Source organism: Burkholderia sp. Tr-20390 (assembly GCF_017104595.1).
In the GTDB taxonomy this organism is placed as follows: domain Bacteria; phylum Pseudomonadota; class Gammaproteobacteria; order Burkholderiales; family Burkholderiaceae; genus Burkholderia.
This window is the reverse complement of the sequence record NZ_JAAGPC010000013.1, coordinates 22,486-41,955: the sequence shown is the minus strand read 5'-3', so window position 1 is coordinate 41,955 and position 19,470 is coordinate 22,486. Positions and strand designations below refer to the sequence as shown.

General features: G+C 65.8%; 14 protein-coding genes. 13 read left to right on the top strand and 1 reads right to left on the bottom strand.

Features of this window, described 5'->3' with window-relative positions:
• The first annotated feature begins 617 nt into the window (after positions 1-617).
• The 8 genes from G3N98_RS06170 to G3N98_RS06135 all read left to right on the top strand — a co-directional run bounded on the left by G3N98_RS06170 (position 618) and on the right by G3N98_RS06135 (position 11,592).
• On the top strand, positions 618-2,129 hold the full coding sequence (locus G3N98_RS06170) for an undecaprenyl-phosphate glucose phosphotransferase (protein WP_346779069.1): 1,512 nt from the start codon (positions 618-620) through the stop codon (positions 2,127-2,129).
• A 118-nt stretch (positions 2,130-2,247) separates the two neighbouring features.
• Positions 2,248-3,315 carry a polysaccharide biosynthesis/export family protein gene (locus tag G3N98_RS06165; RefSeq protein WP_241025772.1) on the top strand — a complete coding sequence of 356 codons (1,068 nt, stop codon included), beginning with the start codon at positions 2,248-2,250 and terminating at the stop codon, positions 3,313-3,315.
• Positions 3,316-3,367: 52 nt separating this feature from the next.
• Positions 3,368-3,829 (top strand): low molecular weight phosphotyrosine protein phosphatase, encoded by a 462-nt coding sequence (locus G3N98_RS06160; protein ID WP_206147604.1) that lies wholly within the window; start codon positions 3,368-3,370, stop codon positions 3,827-3,829.
• Entirely contained in the window at positions 3,826-6,051 is a 2,226-nt protein-coding gene (locus tag G3N98_RS06155; RefSeq protein WP_206147603.1) for a polysaccharide biosynthesis tyrosine autokinase, read from the top strand. The genes G3N98_RS06160 and G3N98_RS06155 overlap by 4 nt, the downstream gene beginning before the upstream one ends.
• Entirely contained in the window at positions 6,048-8,204 is a 2,157-nt protein-coding gene (locus tag G3N98_RS06150) for a glycosyltransferase (RefSeq protein ID WP_206147602.1), read from the top strand. The genes G3N98_RS06155 and G3N98_RS06150 overlap by 4 nt, the downstream gene beginning before the upstream one ends.
• Before the next feature lie 31 nt (positions 8,205-8,235).
• Positions 8,236-9,279 (top strand): EpsG family protein, encoded by a 1,044-nt coding sequence (locus G3N98_RS06145; protein ID WP_206147601.1) that lies wholly within the window; start codon positions 8,236-8,238, stop codon positions 9,277-9,279.
• 46 nt (positions 9,280-9,325) lie between these two features.
• On the top strand, positions 9,326-10,456 hold the full coding sequence (locus tag G3N98_RS06140) for a glycosyltransferase (protein WP_179257704.1): 1,131 nt from the start codon (positions 9,326-9,328) through the stop codon (positions 10,454-10,456).
• A complete protein-coding gene (locus G3N98_RS06135; RefSeq protein WP_206147600.1) occupies positions 10,453-11,592 on the top strand; it encodes a polysaccharide pyruvyl transferase family protein in 1,140 nt (379 codons plus the stop codon). The genes G3N98_RS06140 and G3N98_RS06135 overlap by 4 nt, the downstream gene beginning before the upstream one ends.
• Before the next feature lie 76 nt (positions 11,593-11,668).
• Here G3N98_RS06135 and G3N98_RS06130 read toward each other — a convergent pair whose 3' ends face one another.
• Positions 11,669-12,685 carry a 1-aminocyclopropane-1-carboxylate deaminase gene (locus G3N98_RS06130; RefSeq protein WP_206147599.1) on the bottom strand — a complete coding sequence of 339 codons (1,017 nt, stop codon included), beginning with the start codon at positions 12,683-12,685 and terminating at the stop codon, positions 11,669-11,671.
• A 197-nt stretch (positions 12,686-12,882) separates the two neighbouring features.
• On the opposite strand from G3N98_RS06130, the gene G3N98_RS06125 reads away from it, so the two are divergent.
• The 5 genes from G3N98_RS06125 to G3N98_RS06105 all read left to right on the top strand — a co-directional run bounded on the left by G3N98_RS06125 (position 12,883) and on the right by G3N98_RS06105 (position 19,462).
• Positions 12,883-13,383: an Lrp/AsnC family transcriptional regulator gene (locus G3N98_RS06125; protein WP_206147598.1), complete on the top strand. Its 501-nt coding sequence runs from the start codon at positions 12,883-12,885 to the stop codon at positions 13,381-13,383.
• Positions 13,384-13,627: 244 nt separating this feature from the next.
• The gene (gene poxB / locus G3N98_RS06120; RefSeq protein WP_206147597.1) at positions 13,628-15,349 is read left to right on the top strand and encodes a ubiquinone-dependent pyruvate dehydrogenase; all 1,722 of its coding nucleotides are present in this window, start codon (positions 13,628-13,630) and stop codon (positions 15,347-15,349) included.
• A 510-nt stretch (positions 15,350-15,859) separates the two neighbouring features.
• Positions 15,860-16,450 carry a methyltransferase domain-containing protein gene (locus tag G3N98_RS06115; RefSeq protein ID WP_206147596.1) on the top strand — a complete coding sequence of 197 codons (591 nt, stop codon included), beginning with the start codon at positions 15,860-15,862 and terminating at the stop codon, positions 16,448-16,450.
• A gap of 154 nt (positions 16,451-16,604) precedes the next feature.
• Positions 16,605-18,038, top strand: a complete 1,434-nt coding sequence (locus tag G3N98_RS06110) for an alkaline phosphatase (protein WP_206147595.1) — start codon at positions 16,605-16,607, stop codon at positions 18,036-18,038.
• Between the two features lie 32 nt (positions 18,039-18,070).
• The gene (locus G3N98_RS06105) at positions 18,071-19,462 is read left to right on the top strand and encodes an alkaline phosphatase (protein WP_089497877.1); all 1,392 of its coding nucleotides are present in this window, start codon (positions 18,071-18,073) and stop codon (positions 19,460-19,462) included.
• Positions 19,463-19,470: the final 8 nt, after the last annotated feature.

Below are 19,470 nucleotides of genomic sequence, written 5' to 3'. Positions count from 1 at the left end.
GCCCGGCCGTTTGGAACGCCGACGATGTTACGAAACGGTTCCCGGGATGAATATGGAACAAGTACGAGTGATGCGGGCGGGTTATTCGGTTCTGTCAGATTTTTCAATGACTCGTACTGACAGTGTGTGTTTCTCGATAGATGACGTTTCTCGGAAATGCAGCTCGCCCAATTCCTGGGTGCCGGTCTGTGTGCGGAGATCATCGCAACGGGGGCTGCAAGCGGTTGTGATCAAACCGGATTTTCGATGCGATGCAGCGATCCTGAAGTAGACCGAAGAAGAAGGTCTCCCGCGTCGCTTACACCCCCAGATGCTTGACGATTAACTTGCTGTTGAGTAGGCGAGATTGGTTTTCCATGGATTGGGACAAGACAAGTTAATAAATCAACCAATTTAGTATCTGTCCGATTTTTCGAGTGCGCCCATGGTGGCAGTATTCGTACTTCACCGTGGTGATAGGCAACGAGTTTAAGGAGGGGGCCTGCATGGTGGGTCATTTCGAATCTCTGAGTTTCGCTATCTAGATCGACTATCTGATGATGTTTGATGTTGATTGGTGACTCTTTGAAACGATGTAAATACGTCATCCTAAATAGTGGGGAGTGGTTTTCCTGCGGATGAGGGTCGTTCGTCGGCCGCGGCGGTGTGACGCGTGGAATTGTCCGTGCCGGTGCCGTCGATCTGCTTCTATGGAGAATCGACCAGGTCTTATGCGTTCGTTCGATCATGCTCGGAGTACCCGATTCGTCAGCGGAAGAGCTATCTGGCGTCGGCTGATAGAGGTGTGTCTGCTCGCGGCCGCCGCTGCGGCGGCTAAGCAATGGACCGATGGCTCGTCGTACTCGAAGTCCGATGCGATGCTGATCGCGCTGTTGATGCCGTTCATGCTGATCCTGTTCTCGTCGGAATTATTGCGTGGCGAACCCGCGCACCGCGTGAAGCGGTTTCGCGTGCGGTTGGCGGTTACGGGGTTGTTGGTCGTGCTGGCCGGTGGTGCAGCCTTCGCGGCGCGGATCGGCGGGCAGCGCATGTCCATGCCCATGCCGGGCTGGGTGGTGGGCTGGTTCGTCCTTGCCGCGATCGGGTATGCAACGTCATTCGGCATACGGCGCTGGCTCTGCCGACGCGCAGCCTCGTCGCGTGCAACGCGTCGACCTGTTGCCGTCGTCGGGCAGGGCGAGCATGGATTCGAATATGCACGGCGCGCCGAACAGGACCCAAATTCGCGAGTGCGCGTTGCCGCGATATTCGACAGGGCACTGGCGCCGGTGGTCGATGCTGGCACCACGAACGTTCACCGTGATCTGACGAGCTTCGTCGAGTGCGTCCGTCGCGAGCGCGTCGAGGAAGTCTGGATCGTGTTGCCCCTTTCGGCGGCCGATAGCGTTGGTGCGATCGTTCGCGCATTCAGCAAGGATCTCGTGGACATCCGTTTCGTACCGGATCTGTCGGAGATGGCGCCGTTCGGTTCGTACCGGACGAATCTCACGTTTGCGCCTGCGCTCGATCTTGTCGTGCGACCGCTGTCGCCCCAGGCGCTGGCCGGCAAGGCGATCTTCGATCGCACCTTCGCCTGTTTCGCGTTGCTCGCGGTTGCGCCGCTGATGGCTGTTGTCGCGATCGCGGTCAAGCTGTCGTCGCCCGGCCCGGTGCTGTTCCGGCAACAGCGGATGGGCGCGTACGGGCGGCCATTCACGATCTACAAGTTCAGAACGATGCGCGTGCACGACGCGGGCGCTCCGGGAGAAATCCGGCAGGCGACGCGAGGCGATCCGCGCGTGACACGCGTCGGCGCGTGGCTGCGACGGACGAGTCTGGACGAACTTCCGCAGTTCTTCAACGTGCTGACCGGCGATATGTCGGTGGTCGGCCCGCGACCGCATGCGGTGGAGCACGACGTCTTTTATCAGGACCTCGTCGATGGCTATATCCAGCGCTATCGGGTCAAGCCCGGTATCACCGGCTGGGCACAAGTCAACGGCTTGCGAGGCGAGACCGATCGCATCGAAAAAATGCAGCGACGGATCGAGCATGACTTGTATTACCTGCGGAACTGGTCGATCGCGTTCGATGTGCGCATCGTGCTGGCCACGCTGCTTAACGTAAAGGCACACGGCAATGCGTACTGATCGAACTCTTTCTGCATGCACGCGCGTCGTGCTGGTCGCCCGTGTCCGGCCGATAGCTCGTTGCGCGGTCGCATGGCTGACGGGTGCCGTGCTGGCAGGTTGCGCCTACGCGCCTGGCATGCGAATGACGGCACCGGCCGATGCGCAGAATCCGCAGGTGCCCTATGTCGACACGGACAGCAATGGCGCGCAAACGGATCGGCATGCACCGATCGTCGAACTCGATCTCGGTCGCGTCCGGCAGATGCGTGGTCACGCTGCGCAGGCGTCGGTCGACGTGTCGCGCTCGCTCGCCGGAACGGCTGCGCCCTACACGATCGGTCCCGGTGACGTGCTGCGGATCGTCGTCTGGAACCATCCCGAACTGGCTGCCGCGCAGGGGCCGCAGCAACCTGGCGCCCTGCGCGATGCCGATCCGGTCGCTGGCTTCGTCGTCGATCAGGACGGCGCACTGTCGTTCCCATATGCAGGACGGATCGAGGTCGCTGGATTGCGGCCGGAGCAGGCTCGAGAACGCGTCGCGGCTGCGTTGTCCCGCTACTTTCGCGATCCGCAAATCACGCTCGGCGTAGCGTCGTTCCGGTCGCGCCAGGTGTTCGTCGAGGGTGAGGTGCGCAATCCGGGCGTGCTGTCGCTGAACGACGTGCCGACGACGCTTTACGACGCGATCGGTCGCGCTGGCGGTTTGAGCGATTCGGCCGATCGCAGCAGGATTGAGTTGATCCGCGCGGGCACGTCGTACACGCTCGACCTGACGCAACCGGCGGCCGGGCATGCCGGTGCCGCGCGTGTTGCGTTGAAGCCGGGAGACCTGCTGCGCGTTGCGTCGCGCAACGACAGCTTCGTCTACGTGATTGGCGAGGTCGGCAAGCCGGTCGCCGCGACGCCGGATCGAAACGGGCGCATCACGCTCGCCGACGCGCTGGTGCAGGCCGGTGGCCTGAATCCCGGCTCGGCCGATGCCGCGCAGATGTATGTGATCCGCGGCTCGCTCGACGAGCAGCCGCAGGTGTTCCATCTCGATGGCACGTCGCCGGTCTCGATGCTCGTTGCGAAGGAGTTCGACCTGCAGCCGAAGGATGTCGTCTACGTCGACGCGAACAATCTGGTGCGTGCGAGCCGCGTGCTGAACCTGTTGCTGCCCGCCATCAATGCCGGCCTGACGGCCGGACTGGTCACGAAGTGACGCACCGTGGTGCCGTGCAAATTTCATGACATCTACTACGCATTCCTAATTCATGATCGCTCACGTTCTATTTGTCTGCACCGGCAATCTGTGCCGCAGCCCGATGGCCGCCGGCCTGTTCGCCCGCTTGCTGCCCGAGGTGGCGGTGACGTCGGCCGGCCTCGATGCGCCGGTCGGCCATCCGGCCGCGCCGGAAGCAGTCGCGGTGCTGCGATCGCATGGCATCGATCTGTCCGGCCATCGCGCGGTGCGCCTGTCGGACGCGATGTGCCGGGTCGCCGACCTGATTCTCGTGATGACCGTGGCACAACGCCGCGAGCTAGAAGCGCGTCATCCGTTCGCGCGCGGCAAGGTGTTTCTCGTCCGTGAGTTCGATCGTGTCGACGTGTTCGACCCCGTCGGCGAATCGCGCGAGCGCTTCCACGCGTGCTACGCGTTGCTCGCGTCCGGTCTGGCCGACTGGATCGCCCATCTCGGCTATGCGGGCCGACGCCGTGCGGGAGGATGGCAATGACGAGGGCCACTGCACCGGAAGTCGGGTTCGATTTCGCCGCGTTGCTCGATACGTTCCTGATGCATCGCCGGACGATGGCGGCAGTCTTCGCGTCGGTCACGATCGCGGGTGTCGGCTGGGCCGTGCTGTCGGCACCGGTTTATCAGGCCGACATTCTGGTTCAGGTCGAGGATAGCAGCACGGATTCGATGGCGCGTTCGGCGTTCGGCGACCTGTCGTCGATGTTCGGCATCAAGACCTCCGCCGAGACGGAAAAGCGCGTGCTCGGATCGCGCTTCGTCGTCGCGCGTGCCGTCGACCGGCAGCGTCTGTTCATCGATGCGCGACCGATGCGTTTCCCGGTGGTCGGCGATGCGCTGGCGAGAATGATGGCGGATGGAGCGTCGTCGGGCGGGGCCGGATGGGGCGGCTATGCATGGGGTGACGCGCATGTTGCGATCGACCTGTTCGACGTGCCGTCCCGGTTCGAAGGCAACCGGTACGACCTCGTCGTGCTGCCGGGAGGACGTTATGCGCTGTCGGGGCCGGGGCTCGAAGGGCAAGTGACCGGCGAGGTCGGGCAGCACATGCGATTCGGCGGCGCGAGCGGGCCGGTCGCATTGAAGATCGATGCGATTGAAGGAGCGCCGGGCACGCGCTTCGAGCTTGTCCGGCATGCGCGGCTCGACGCGATCGTGCGCTTGCAGGACGCGTTGAGCGTGGCTGAGGCGGGCAAGGATTCGAACGTGCTGAGTGTCAGGCTGAGGGGCGCGGACGCACGCCGGATCACGGCGACGCTCAACGAAATCGCCGGGTTCTACGTCGAGCAGAATGCCGCGCGCAAGGCCGCCGAGGCGGCGCGATCGCTCGATTTTCTCGAACGCCAGCTTCCGGAACTGCGGCGCACGCTCGACGATTCCGAGGCGCGGCTCGCGGCTTTGCGCAGCAAGCTGGGATCGGTCGACGTCGCGGGCGATGCGCAGGCGATCCTGCAGGCAGCGGCCGACAACGAGACGCAGCGCGTGCAGTTGCGCCAGAAGCGTGCCGAACTGTTGAGCCGTTTTACGGCGGAACATGAATCCGTCGTGTCGCTCGACCAGCAGATCGCCGTGCTCGGCGCGCAAGCAAATGAAATCGGCACCCGGATCGCGCAACTGCCGAAGCGGCAGGGCGAGCTCGTGCGGCTCGAGCGCGACGTGAAGGTGAACAGCCAGCTCTACGTCGGCCTGCTCGACAACATCGAGCAGCTGAAGCTGCTGCGGGCGAGCCGGATCGGCAACGTCCGCGTGCTGGACCTGGCCGAGGAACCGCAGCGACCGATCCGCTTCCGGCGGGTGCTCGGCATCGCGGGCGCCTGCCTGCTGGGCGCGCTGCTCGCGATGGCGGCTGCCTACGTGCGCGGGCTGCTGTGCCGGGCACCGTCCGATCCGGCGGAACTCGAGGACGCAACCGGCTTGCGGGTAGTGGCCGCCGTGCCGCGCGTGAGTGGAAGACGTGGCTGGCGTGCCGCTCGCGGCACCGACTTGCGGCCACTCGCGAGTCGCGATCCCGACGATCCGGCGATCGAGGCATTGCGCAGCCTGCGGGTCACCTTGCAGTTTGCGATGCGCAGGTCCGGCAACAACGTCGTGTTGATCACGGGGCCCACGCCTGGCGTCGGCAAGTCGTTCGTGTCGGCCAATCTCGCGCTGGTGACCGCGGCGGTTGGCCAGCGCGTGCTGCTCGTCGACGGCGACTTGCGGCGCGGCCGGCTCGACGCGATGTTCGGCGCCGCGCAGGCCAGTTTTGCCGACGTGCTCGCGGGCGATTCGCCGGTCGATGACGCGATTCGTGCGACGGATCATTCCAATCTCGACTTCATGGCGTCCGGCGTAGGCCGGCGCAATGCAGCCGACCTGCTCAATGCCGGGACGCTGCCGGCCGTCATGGCCGAACTGGCGGGCCGCTATGACGTCGTCGTGATCGACAGCCCGCCGCTGCTGCTGGTGACCGACGCGACGCTGCTGGCGCCGTTTGCCGCCGGCAATGTGTACGTGGTCGCCCGCGCCGGGCGTACCGAGCGTGGCGAATTGCAGGAGGCAGCACGTCGCTTGCGCCACGTCGGTGTCGAGGTGAACGGCGTGATCCATAACGGCATTGATCCGCATGCCGGCCGGTTCCGCTACGGCATGAAATACGCGACCTATCGGTATGGTGCCTCGAAGGGCCGCGATGCAGAGACCGTGCAGGAGGTTCGGTCATGAGCGGCGCAGCGCGACGGGATGCGACGGCGCTCGCGCTGCTCGTGCTGAGCGCGGGCGGTGCGGCGATGCTGGCATTCGCGGTGCAGGCCGTGCTCGCGCGCACATGGGATGTCGAAACGTACGGTCACTTCTCGACGGCCCTGGCCGTCGTGACGATTGCCGCGCCGGCGATCGGGTTCGGCGTGCCGGCATTCTGGCTGCGCGCATACGGGATGGAAGGTGCGCGCGCCGCCCGCTGGGTACCTGCGTCGCTGCGTTTCATCTGCATCACTGCGGCCGTGACCACGGCAGCGGTCGCTGCGTGGGCGTGCATTGGCGCTCACGAAAGCGGCACGGCAAACCTGTTGCTGTGGATGCTGCCGGCCTTGCTCGGCCAGAGTGCAATCGAGCTGTGCGGCGCGCGATATCAGCTCGAAGGCCGGTTTGCATGGGTGAGCGCATGGCAGCTCGTCCAGCATGCGGTAAGGCTCGGCGTCGCGCTGCTGGCCGGCTGGCTGCATGCGGGCGCGATGCCCGTCGCTATCGCTTTCGGCGCGATTGCCCTCTGCATGGCGTTCGGCGCGTGGCGATCGATTCGCGTGCTGCGCAACGAGCGGGCTGTGCTCGACGGTCACAGTGGCGGGACGGAGACGAGCGCTCCGGTCGAACCGGCACCCGGTGTCGCACAGATTGCGCGGCAGGCATTTCCGTTCGGCATCGCGAGCCTGTTGTATTTCGCCTATGCGCAGGGCGGCCTGATTGTCGCGGCCGTCGTGCTCGGGCCACGCGACGTGAGCGCGTACAACGTCGTCGTCACGACGATGGCCGCGGTCTACCTGCTGCCCGCCGTGCTGTTCCAGAAACTGCTGATGCCGCGCCTGCACCGCTGGGCGGCGACGGACCCGGCGCGCCTGCGGCATGCGTTTCGTGCCGGCAATCGCTGGATGGTGCTGGCCGGCGTGGCAGTGGGCGCGGTGCTCGCCGTGCTGGCGCCCGTCGTCGTTCCACTCGCATTCGGTGAGCGCTATCGCGACGTCGTCCCGCTCGTGCAATGGATGGCGCTTTGCGCGCCGCTTCGGTTCGTGACGACCAGTGCATCGTCGGTGATGACCACGCGCGATTTCATCGCGATTCGGAATCGATGTGCGTTCGCCGCGCTCGTCGTCAACATCGGGCTCGGTGCGTGCCTGATGCCGGTCTGGGGATTGGCCGGTGCCGTGGCTGCGGCGATCGCGGGCGAGGCGCTCTGGTGTGTGCTGGCGCTGGCGGCGGGACGGCGTTGCCTGGCTTTTGCGCAGTCGCCGTACGTCCCGACCGGATCCGTTGGGACGCCGGTCGGGACGTGCGGCGCGTCGCCCGAATCTGCACGGCCGCCGGTCGCGCCGGTCAGCGTGATCGTGCCGTGCCATCGCAGCGTCGCGACGCTCGAGCGGGCGGTGGCGTCGGTCCACGCGCAGACGTGGCGGCCCGCCGAGCTGATCCTGGTTGACGATGCGAGCCCCGACGACACGCTTGCCTGTATCGACAGCCTGCGTTCGAAATACGGCGACGAATGGGTTCGCGTGATCGCGCTGCCGCGCAACGGCGGTCCGGGTGTTGCACGCAATATCGGCTGGCGTTTCGCGACGCAGCGTTTTGTCGCGTTCCTCGATGCCGACGATACGTGGCATCCCGACAAGATCGCGCGCCAGTGCGGCTGGATGGATGCTTGTCCCGAAGCGGCGATCACGGGCCATCCGGTGCAGCGGCTCGATGAAGGCGCAGCGCTGCCTGACGATCGTGCGGCATATCGCGCGCCCGTGCCGGTATCGCGCCGAGACGTCCTGTTCTCGAACCGCTTCACGCCATCGAGCGTGATGGTGCGCGCCGATATCGCGGCCCGTTTCGACGAGCGCAAGCGTCACGCCGAAGACTATTTCATGCTGCTGCAGCTCGTGCTGGTCGAGCGCGGGGGTGCCTATCTGTTCGATATGCCGCTGTCGCATGTCTATAAGGCGCAATTTGGCGCAGGCGGCCTGAGCGGCCAGCTGTGGAAGATCCAGCAGGGCGAGCAACACAACTATCGGCACTTCCGCCGAGTCGGCGCGATCGGTGTCGGTGAGTGGTGTGTCTATGCGGTGCTGAGCTTCGCGAAGTACCTGCGGCGATGCGCGTTGTCGGGCAGGTTCGTATGACTTGGCGCATGTTGTCGAAGCGGAGCGTTCGATGATCCATTATCTCGTTCCGCTTGCGATCTTCTATTTCGGCATTGCACTGTGCGCGACCTATGGCGGTACGAGCCGGACGGTGCTGCTGGCCGCCGCATTGCCGATGGTCGCGCTCGTCGCGCTGCGCGGGCACGCCGGTACCGACACCGCAGCTTACTACACCGCCTTTTCCGGACTGGAAGCGGGCGTCGGCTACGGATCGGAGCCGATCTTCCTGGCACTGACCGGGTTGCTCTGGTCCATCTGGCCCGATCCTCGGTTTGTCGTCAACGGCGTCTCGCTGCTGATTGCGTTGATCATGCTTTGGGCGCTCGGAGGCGCACGATACGGCGCGTGGTTTGGTGGTCTGCTGATCGTGCCGGGCATGTTCTACGAACTGTCAATGAACGTGATGCGGTTCGGGCTCGCGGCCGCGCTTTTCCTGCTCGCGACGCGCATACCGGCACACGCTCGGCCTTGGCGCTATGTCGCCTTCACCCTGCTGGGCACAGGCACGCATTACTCGTCGATCCTGCTCTTCGTCCTGTTTCCCGCGGTAACGCGCCGCGGGCAGGGCCCGGTGCTGATGTTCGGGGTGCTGTGTGCATTCGTGGCTGCACTCGCGATGCCGGCCTATCTCGGCGACAAGACCGATCTGTATGCGGGGATGACTGCACCGAATGCGTCATCGGGCCTGCTGTTCGTGCTGTTGCAGACAGCAATGCTTGCCACGCTATGGCGCTTTCGCGCCGAGTTCACCGTGCCCAGAACGGGTTTCTGGCTGCTGGTCGGGCTGGAAGTGGCGTTCTACGGACTCACGCGGCTCAGCTATGCGGGTATCCGCTTCCAGTTGCTGCTCACATTCCTGATGGCCGTGGTGATGTTGCGTCAGTACCGGCCCGCGAACGGCCGCATGTCGCAGGCACTTGCCACGTGCCTTCTCCTCATCGGGCTCGTCGCGCTGGCGGGCCGATCCAACAACATGCTCGACGAAGCCGGACGCGGCGCATCTCCGTTTTTGCCGTATCGCGTGATGCCGGCACTCGAAGCGATCTACCCATAAACAGAAGAGCTGACCAATGAAATCCTCTCCCAGAAGAATCGTGCACATGACGGAGGCGCTCGGCGGTGGCGTGCTCCATTGCATTGCGCTTCTCGCAAACGCACAGGCCGCGTCCGGCGATCAGGTGATCGTCGTGCATTCGGTCCGACCGGATACGCCGTCGTCCGATGTGCTCGATACGTGGTTCGATTCCCGGGTCGAGCGTCGCGTGCTGCCGATGTCGACCTCGATCGGCCCCCGCGACGTGCTCGCGCTGCTTCGGGTCGCAATTTGCCTGAGGCGCTTGCGTGCCGACGTGATCCACCTTCATTCGTCGAAGGCCGGAGCGCTTGGCCGAATGGCTGCACGTCTGCTTGGTAGTGCAAATCGAACCCTGTACTCGCCGCACGGGTTCGCGTTCCTGCGGCGAGACATTTCGAGCCGGCGAGTGCGGCTGCTGATCGGGATCGAGCGGATCCTGCACGCCATCGGCGGCCCGCTGGTTGCGTGCTCCCGCAGCGAGGCGCGTTATGCAGCGATGCTGTTGTCGCGCAAGCGCGTTCACGTCGTCGACAATGCGATTGACCTGAGCCGATTCGGCGAAGCGGGCGACGTTCCCGAGCGCCGCACCGCCGTAGTCTGCACGTCCGGCCGCGTCGCTTTTCAGAAGGCGCCCTGGAGATTCGCACAGCTTGCTAAATCGCTCGCCGGCCGGCATGACGTGCGATGCACGTGGCTTGGAGACGGCGCTGCGGATCAGGTTCGCCGGTGGCTTGCCGATGCTCCTGTCGAGCAGTCTGGCTGGATTGCGCCGGATGCGATGCGCGATGCGCTGGCGCGCAGCGATGTGTATGTCCTGCCGTCGCTGTGGGAGGGCATGCCGATCGCGTTGATCGAGGCGCAAGCGATGGGGTTGCCAGCCGTGGCGAGCCGCATCGTCGGCAATCGGGACATCGTCGAACATGGCGTGACCGGGTTCCTTGTCGACAACGATGACGAATTGCTGCATTACACGGAACTGCTGTTGCAGGATGCCGCATTGCGGCGGCGTATGGGCGAAGCGGCTCGCGCACGCACGTTCTTGCGCTTTGGCGCGGCACGGTTCGTGCGGGGATTCGACGCACTCTACGACGCCGCGGGTGGGCGCCGCGCGTCGCGTGCGCCGTTGCGTCGGGGATGGCGCGAGGAAACGCCATGAGCGAAACGTCGCAATTCACGCAAATGGACACGCGAGTTCCTGCGACACGGCGGCGTGCGGTGCGGATCGCATTCTTCGGTTTTTACGGACGCCGCAATTTCGGTGACGACCTGTTCGGCTATGTGTTGCAACGGATGGCCGAGCGCGCGGGCGGCATACAACCGATGCTCGTCGGCGCACCGGTTCAGCCCGAACTAAGCGCGGCATGGCGATGGAGGCCGTTTTCGCGCTACTTCGGGCACGGCGGCCGGATCGGAACGATTGCGCGCTTCGCGACGTATTGTGCGGCCATGGTGCGGGCAGATGTCGCGGCATTCGGCGGCGGCTCGTTGTTCGGCGCGCATGCGTCGCTGGCATTCGCGTGCCTGATCGTCTTCGGGGGAGCGCTGATGCGCAAGCCGGTCGCTGCGCTTGGTGTCTCGCTGGGGCCGTTCGAAGACAGCGGGCGGCGCCGGCAGTTTCTCGACCTCGCGGCGCGGCTCGACGCGCTTGCAGTGCGCGACGCGGCATCGCTGAAGGAACTACGCGATTCCGTGGTCAGGCATCCTGCGGTGCTGCTTGGCGACCTTGCGTTCGCGTTGCCGGCGCTCTACCGGCCTTCGTGCGTCGGCGAGTCGCGCACGCTGATCGTTGCCGTGCATCTGATAGGGTATGTCGAGCATGCGGTGGCTATCTTGCGCGACGCTGATCGGAGCGGTCGTTTCGACCGTGTGCGCTTCGTCGCGCTGGATGATGACAGTGCGCGGGTGGCCGACGCGATACGCCAGCGCTACACGCCGCAGACGATGCAATTCGATGACGTCCGCTTTGCCGATTCGATCGAGTCGATCATCGACGTCCTTGCATCGGCGTCGTGCATCGTGACATCAAAGTTGCATGGGGCGATTTCGGGGCACGTTTACGGCGTACCGGTATTGCTGTTCTGCTATCAGCGCAAATGCGCGGATTTTCTGGACGACCATCGATTGCCGGGGCCGCGCGATCCAATGCCGGCCCCGGATGATTGCGTGGCTGCGGTTCATGCGCTGATGGGGGCGTCGAGCGATGGCGTCGGCGAAGCGTGTTATCGGCGTGCGGAGCGGTACCGTCGCGTATTTACCGGTTTCATTCGTACCGTGGCTGGGTTGAACGACTGACGATGCGTCGGGTTTCCCGAGGTCGGCAGAGGCATGATTTGCCCCTGCCGATCCGGCATCGCTCCTCCGGTGCCCGTCACCCGTTCCGGAAAATCTCGCTATACGCGCTCAACGCCGGCACGCCGCCGAGGTGCGCGTACAGCACCTTCGACCCCGGCTCGAATTCCCCACGCCGTACCTTGTCGATCATCCCGTGCATCGACTTCCCTTCGTATACCGGATCAGTCAACATGCCCTCTAGCCGCGCACACAGTCGAATCGCCTCGAGCGTGCCATCGTTCGGCAGCCCGTATTCGGGGCCGGCGTAGCGCGTGTCGAGCACCACGTCCGCTTCAGTGATCGGCCGGCCCAGATCGACGAGTTCGGCGGTGTGCCGCGCGATACGCGTGATCTGCTCGTGCGTGCGCTCGGGCGTGGCCGACGCGTCGATCCCGATCACGCGGTCGGCGCGTCCGTCGGCCGCGAAGCCGACGACCATCCCCGCCTGCGTGCTGCCCGTGACCGAGCACACGACGATGTAGTCGAACTTGAAGCCGAGTTGCGCCTCCTGCGCGCGCACTTCTTCCGCGAAGCCGACGAAGCCGAGCCCGCCGAGCGGATGCTCCGAGCAGCCGGCCGGAATCGGGTAAGGCTTGCCGCCCGCCTGCCGCACGCGCTCCATCGCTTCTTCCCAGCTGCGGCGAATGCCGATGTCGAAGCCGTCGGACACGAGCCGCACGTCCGCGCCCATCATGCGCGACAGCTGGATGTTGCCGACCCGGTCGTACACCGGATCGTCGTAGTTGACCCAGTGCTCCTGCACGAGCACGCATTTCATCCCGAGATGCGCGGCGACGGCCGCGACCTGGCGCGTCTGGTTCGACTGCACGCCGCCGATCGACACGAGCGTATCCGCGCCCTGTGCGAGCGCATCGGGGACGAGGTATTCGAGCTTGCGCGTCTTGTTGCCGCCGAACGCGAGGCCGCTGTTGCAGTCCTCGCGCTTCGCATACAGCTCGACCTTGCCGCCGAGGTGCTCGCTCAGGCGCTTGAGCGGCTGGATCGGTGTCGGGCCGAACGTGAGCGGATAACGGGGGAAACGTTGCAGGTTCATCGGCGGGCTCCGGAAAGCGGTGGACAGGGCGGGAAACGGAATCGTGCGGGCGCGGCCGGGAGGCCGTGTTCCGACCAGAAAAATGATAGGCAGAAGCGCGAGAAATGAGCTTGCGAAATCAATTGCGACGGCCTACGTTATCGACGATATGAGAACGCGATAAGCAATTTCGATTCGTGAAGAAGGAGGATGACGCAATGAAATTAGATCGAGGCAGCGCATCGCCCGCCGACACCGCTCCGGCGCTCGACCGCATCGACCGCGCGATCCTTCGCCAATTGCAGCAGGACGCGTCGATCTCCAACGTGAGCCTCGCGGCAAAGGTGAAGCTGAGCGCGCCGGCGTGCCTGCGGCGCGTCGAGCGGTTGAAGGAATTGGGGCTGATCCGCGGCATCGTCGCGCTGCTCGACCCGAAGCCGCTCGGTGCGGGGATGCTGGTCGTGATCGGTTTCGTGCTGGATCGCTCGACGCCCGAAGCGTTCGCCGCGTTCGAGAAGGCCGCGCAGAAAGTGTCGGGGTGCGTCGAGTGTCACGTCGTGACCGGCGAATTCGACTACTTCATGCTGGTGCGCACACGAGACAACGACAGCTTCAACCGGCTGCACGCCGAACAGCTGCTGTATCTGCCGGGGGTGCGGCAGGTGCGCTCGTTCATGGTGCTCAAGGAGATTCTGTCGACGCATGCGCTGCCGTTGTAAATACGCGTGTGCGACGAATGCGCGCTGGACTGGCGCCTGGCATCCCCGTCGGCTCGTCCATTTGCCGACGAAACGGCGACAGTCGCCCGACACCGCCGAAAGGGACCGAACGACCCGCGCGCCGGCGCGTCGCACCTTCACGACGCGGTGCGAAGCGATCGCGTATGCTCGTCGCGTTCGGTGGCGAAGGCGGGCACCGCAGCCGATTCATTCGTGTGACGACCCATCAACGAGCGAGGACAGCATGGCAAAACAGACGATGGCGGAATATCTGGCGAAGACGCTGGCGGCAGCCGGCGTCGAGCGCATCTGGGGCGTGACGGGCGACAGCCTGAACGGCCTGTCGTTCAGCCTGAGCCAGATCGGCTCGATCCGCTGGATGCATACGCGGCACGAGGAAAGCGCCGCGTTCGCGGCCGGCGCGGATGCCGCGTCGACCGGGCGGCTCGCGGTGTGCGCGGGCAGCTGCGGCCCCGGCAACCTGCACCTGATCAACGGGCTGTACGACTGCCACCGCAATCACCAGCCGGTGCTCGCGATCGCCGCGCACATTCCGTCGACCGAGATCGGCCTCGGCTACTTCCAGGAAACCCATCCGCAGGAGCTGTTCCGCGAATGCAGCCACTTCGCGGAGCTCGTGACGAACGCGTCGCAGTTCCCGCGCGTGCTCGCGCGCGCGATGCGCACCGCGATCGACGAGCGCGGCGTCGCGGTGATCGTGCTGCCGGGCGACATCGCGCTCGGCGACGGCCCGGAAGAGGCGCCGGCGTGGAGCGAAGCGGCGCCGCCGTCGATCCTGCCGGCCGATGCCGATCTCGACCGGCTCGCGGCGCTGCTCAATGCGTCCGACGCGGTCACGCTGTTGTGCGGCAGCGGCACGCAAGGCGCGCACGACGAGGTGGTCGCGCTGGCCGACACGCTCGGCGCGCCGGTCGTGCATGCGCTGCGCGGCAAGCAGTTCGTCGAATGGGACAACCCGTTCGATGTCGGGATGACGGGGCTGATCGGCTTCAGCTCGGGCTATCACGCGATGGAATCGTGCGACACGCTGCTGATGCTCGGCACGGATTTCCCGTACCGGCCGTTCTATCCGTCGAACGCGAAGGTCGCGCAGATCGACTGGAAGGGCTCGCAGCTCGGCCATCGCGCGCCGCTCGCGCTCGGCCTCGTCGGCACCGTGAAGGAAACGATCGCGGCGCTGCTGCCGCGCTTGACGCGCAAGACGCAGCGGCGTTTCCTCGAGAACGCGCTGAAGCACTATGCGGCGGCGCGCAAGGGGCTGGACGATCTCGCGGTGGCCGAGCCGCCGGGTCGCGCGATCCATCCGCAATACCTGACGAAGATCGTCGACGAAGTCGCGGCGGAAGACGCGATCTTCACGGCCGACGTCGGCACGCCGACGCTGTGGGCCGCGCGCTACCTGACGATGAACGGCAAGCGGCAGTTGCACGGCTCGTTCAATCACGGCTCGATGGCGAACGCGATGCCGCAGGCGCTGGGCGCGCAGGGCGCGCATCCGGGGCGGCAAGTGGTGTCGCTGTCCGGCGACGGCGGGCTGTCGATGCTGCTCGGCGATCTGCTGACCGCACGCCAGCTCAAGCTGCCGATCAAGATCGTCGTGTACAACAACAGCCTGCTCGGCTTCGTGTCGATGGAGCTGAAGGCGGCCGGCTATCTCGACACGAACGTCGACCTGAGCCCGACCGACTTCGCGGCGATCGCGAAGGGGGCGGGCATCTTCAGCGTGCGCGTCGAGCATTCGGAGAACGTCGAGGAAGCGCTGCGCATGGCGTTCGCGCATGACGGGCCGGCGGTCGTCGACGTCGTCACGTCGAAGTACGAGCTCGCGATGCCGCCGAAGATCGAACTCGCGCATGCGAAGGGCTTCAGCCTGTTCATGCTGCGCGCGATCCTCAGCGGGCGCGGCGACGAGATCGTCGAGCTGGCGAGAACCAACCTGCGGTAATGCGGTGCCGCGCGCGATGCAGCGGGCAGCGCGCGCGGCGTAACGCATCGATGGACGTGCCGGGAGTACGTTCGTCACACACAGCTCGGCTTCGACGAAATTTCGCGGCGCGACGAGGACGACGAAGGCCTGCCGTTCGCGAACATCCTGATGCGCGCGACGCGCTGAGCGAACGGGCACGCTGACGGTCGACGATCTCGCCGCGATCGATACCGCACTGCAGCAGAGCAGAATCGTCGGCGCTCGCTGTCCCGCGCATTTCCAGCCGCGCATCGACCGCTGAACGGACACACGCCGGCCGATCTGGCGCGAATTGATCAGCGGAATCAGGGACAATCTTCACGTCGTCTTAAGTTTGCGTTTCCTAGAATCGATTTGAACGTCGCGCTTCCTGCGACGGACCGCTTCGTCCAGGAGGATGCGCATGCCCAACCCCCGTGTCGCCGTAGCCCTGTTCCACGAAGCCATCGGCACGTCGCGGCCGACGGTGCAACCGCTGGAGGCCTGCGCATGATGTGGCCGAACGCGTGGCGTGTCTCGGCACTGTTCGTGCGCGAGTGGGTCGGCCGTCCGGCCGCGGTGGGCGCGTTGTGCCCGAGTTCGCGGCAGCTGGCGCGCGAAATGGCCGATGCGGTGCCGGACGGCGACGGGCTGGTCGTCGAACTCGGCGGCGGCACCGGCGCGATCACGGCGGCGTTGCTCGAACGCGGTGTCGCGCCGCGGCGGCTCGTCGTGGTCGAGCGATCGCCGGCGTTCGTCCAGCATCTGCGGCGACGCTTTCCAGGCATCACGATCGTGTCGGGCGATGCGCGGCAGCTCGAGCGGCTGCTGCCGACCGATGCACGCGTCGACGCGATCGTGTCGTGCCTGCCGCTGCGCACGCTGCCGCGCCAGGACGTGGCGGCCATCGTCGACCAGTGCCATCGCGTGCTGTCGGCCGACGGTGTGATGATCCAGTTCACGTACGACCTGAGGCCACCCGGCCGTCATCCGCTCGGCGACTCGGCATTTGTTGCCTGCGACAGCCGGATCGTGTGGGCAAACATACCGCCCGCGCGCATCGTGACCGTGCGCAGCGCCGCCGCCGAACACGCGGAATGACGTCGCCTCACAAGGGGCGCTCGCTCGTGGCGCCTCGCTCTCGCCTTTCATAAATCCTTCTAATCCTTCCAATTTCCATTCACATTGCCGTCACATCAGGTTCCTACCATCGCCTTTCATTTCGAAAGCATCAATGGCGGGGGGAGCTGGCAACATGAATCGAATCAAACTGGCGGCGCTGCTGTGCGCGGGCGCCTTTGCACTGGCCGGATGCGGCAGCGACGACGGCCCGACCAGCACGGCGCCCGGCCCCGTGCAGGCGGCCGCGCGCAACGTGATCTTTTTCCTCGGCGACGGCATGGGGATCACGACGCTGACGGCCGCGCGCATCTACGCGGTCGGTGAAGACGGCGCGCTCACGATCGACACGCTGCCCGAAACCGCGTTCGTGAAGACCTATTCCAACGATGCGCAGGTGACGGACAGCGCACCGTCGATGTCGGCGTACATGACCGGCGTCAAGACCAACAACGAAGTGATCTCGATGTCGCCCGACACGAAGGCGATCGAGCCGACCGCGAGCCTCACCGGCAACTGCGGCGCGAACAACGGCAAATCGGCTGCGACGCTGCTCGAGATCGCGAAGGCGCAGGGGCTGGCCACCGGTGTCGTGACGACCACGCGCGTCACGCACGCCACGCCCGCGGCGACGTATGCGCACGTATGCCATCGCGACGCCGAGAACGACATCGCCGCGCAGCTCGTGCCGGGCGGTGCGGGCTACAACGGCGCGCTGGGCGACGGCGTCGACGTCGTGCTCGGCGGCGGCACGCAATTCTTCGTGCCGAAGGACGGCGGCGGCAAGCGCACCGACGGCCGCAACCTGGTCAACGAGCTGAAGGCGAAGGGCTATGCGGTCGCGCAGAACCGCGACGACCTGCTGGCCGCCGACGCGACGAAGGGCGGCAAGCTGGTCGGCCTGTTCGCGTCGAGCCACATGAGCTACGACCTCGATCGCGGTGCAACCAAGGAGCCGAGCCTCGCCGACATGGCGACGCGCGCGCTCGACGTGCTGCAGAAGAACCCGAACGGCTATTTCCTGATGGTCGAAGGCGGACGGATCGACCACGCGCTGCACGACACCAATGCGAAGCGCGCGCTGCAGGACACGGTCGCGTTCGACAACGCGATCAAGGCCACGATCGACAAGGTGCGCAAGACCGATCCCGACCTGAAGAACACGCTGATCGTCGTGACGGCCGATCACGATCACACGCTGGTGCTGAACGGCTATGCGGCGCGCACGGGCAAGACCGAGGCGGGCAAGCCCGGCGTGCTCGGCGTGCTGCGCAGCTACCAGAGCGGCGCGGTCGCGAAGGACGCGGACGGCGCGCCGTACACGATCATCGGCTTCGGCAACGGCGAGAACCGCGTGCAGGGCAGCCGCGCGGGCACGGCGCTCACCGACGCGGTGACGGGCGCCGACGACTATCGCCAGGAGGCGGTCGTGCGCATGGACAAGGGCAGCGAGACGCACGGCGGCACCGATGTGTTCCTCGGGGCGATCGGCCGCGGCGCGGATGCGTTCCACGGCGTGATCGAGAACAACAAGGTCTTCGAGCTGGTGCGCAACGCGGTGCAGCTGTGAGCGCCGACCATACGGGTACAGGGGAATACAGGATGTCGACCATCAAGTGCATCGCGGCGGCGCTGGCCGTCGCGGGTTTCGCGTGCGGCGCGGCGCAGGCCGCCGGCCAGGCGAAGAACGTGATTTTCTTTCTCGGCGACGGCATGGGGCCGACGACCGTGACGGCGAGCCGGATCTACAAGGTCGGTGAGTCGGGACAACTGACGATGGAGAAGCTGGCCCGCACCGCGCGCGTCAAGACCTTCTCGAACGACGCGCAGACGACCGACAGCGCACCGTCGATGGCCGCGTACATGACCGGCGTGAAGATGAACAACGAAGTGCTGTCGATGTCGTCGGACACGCGCGCGGTCGCGCCGGGCAGCGACGCCAACGGCAACAAGACCGTCAACAACTGCGCACCGGGCAACGGCCAGCCGGTCGCGACGCTGCTGGAGCTGGCGAAGGCGCGCGGCAAGGCGGTGGGTGCGATCACGACGACCGAACTCACGCACGCGACGCCCGCCGCGACCTATTCGCACATCTGCCATCGCGATGCGCAGTACGACATCGCCGCGCAGGCGGCGCCGGGCGGCGCGGGCTACAACGCGGCGCTCGGCGACGGCGTCGACGTGCTGATGGGCGGCGGCCGCAACCACTGGACGCCGTTCGATCCGGTGGCGAACAAGCGCGGCCGCGCGGACGGGCGCAACCTGCTGGGCGAGATGAAGGCGAAGGGCTACACGGTCGTCGCGACCCGCGATCAGCTCGCGCAGGCCGGCAACGGCAAGCTGGTCGGTCTCTTCAGTTCGACGAGCCACCTCGAGTACGAACTTGACCGCGTCGCGGGCAAGGGCGAAGGGCCGACGCAGCCGAGCCTCGCCGAGATGACGTCGAAGGCGATCGACGTGCTGTCGAAGAATTCGAACGGTTACTTCCTGATGGTCGAGGGCGGCCGGATCGATCACGCGCTGCACGGCACCAACGCGAAGCGTGCGCTGGAGGACACGGCGGCGTTCGACGAAGCGATCCGCGTCGCGCTGTCGAAGGTCGACCTGTCGAACACGCTGATCGTCGTGACGGCCGACCACGACCATACGATGACGATCAACGGCTATTCGAAGCGCGGCAACCCGATTCTCGACATCAGCCGCAACTATCGCGACGGCCAGCCGAGCAAGGACGCCGACGGCAACACCTACACGACGCTGGTGTTCGGCAACGGCGCGAACCGGCCGAACGTGCGCGCGTCGGTCGATTCGGCCACCGCGACGAACGAGGCGTATCTGCAGGAAGTCGGCGTGCGGATGGGCAGCGCGGGCTCGGAGACGCATGGCGGCGGCGACGTGATGCTGTTCGCCGACGGCGCGGACGCGAAGGCGTTCAAGGGCACGATCGACAACACGAAGGTGTTCGGTCTCGTGCGCTCGGCGTTCGGTTTCTGAATCCGTTG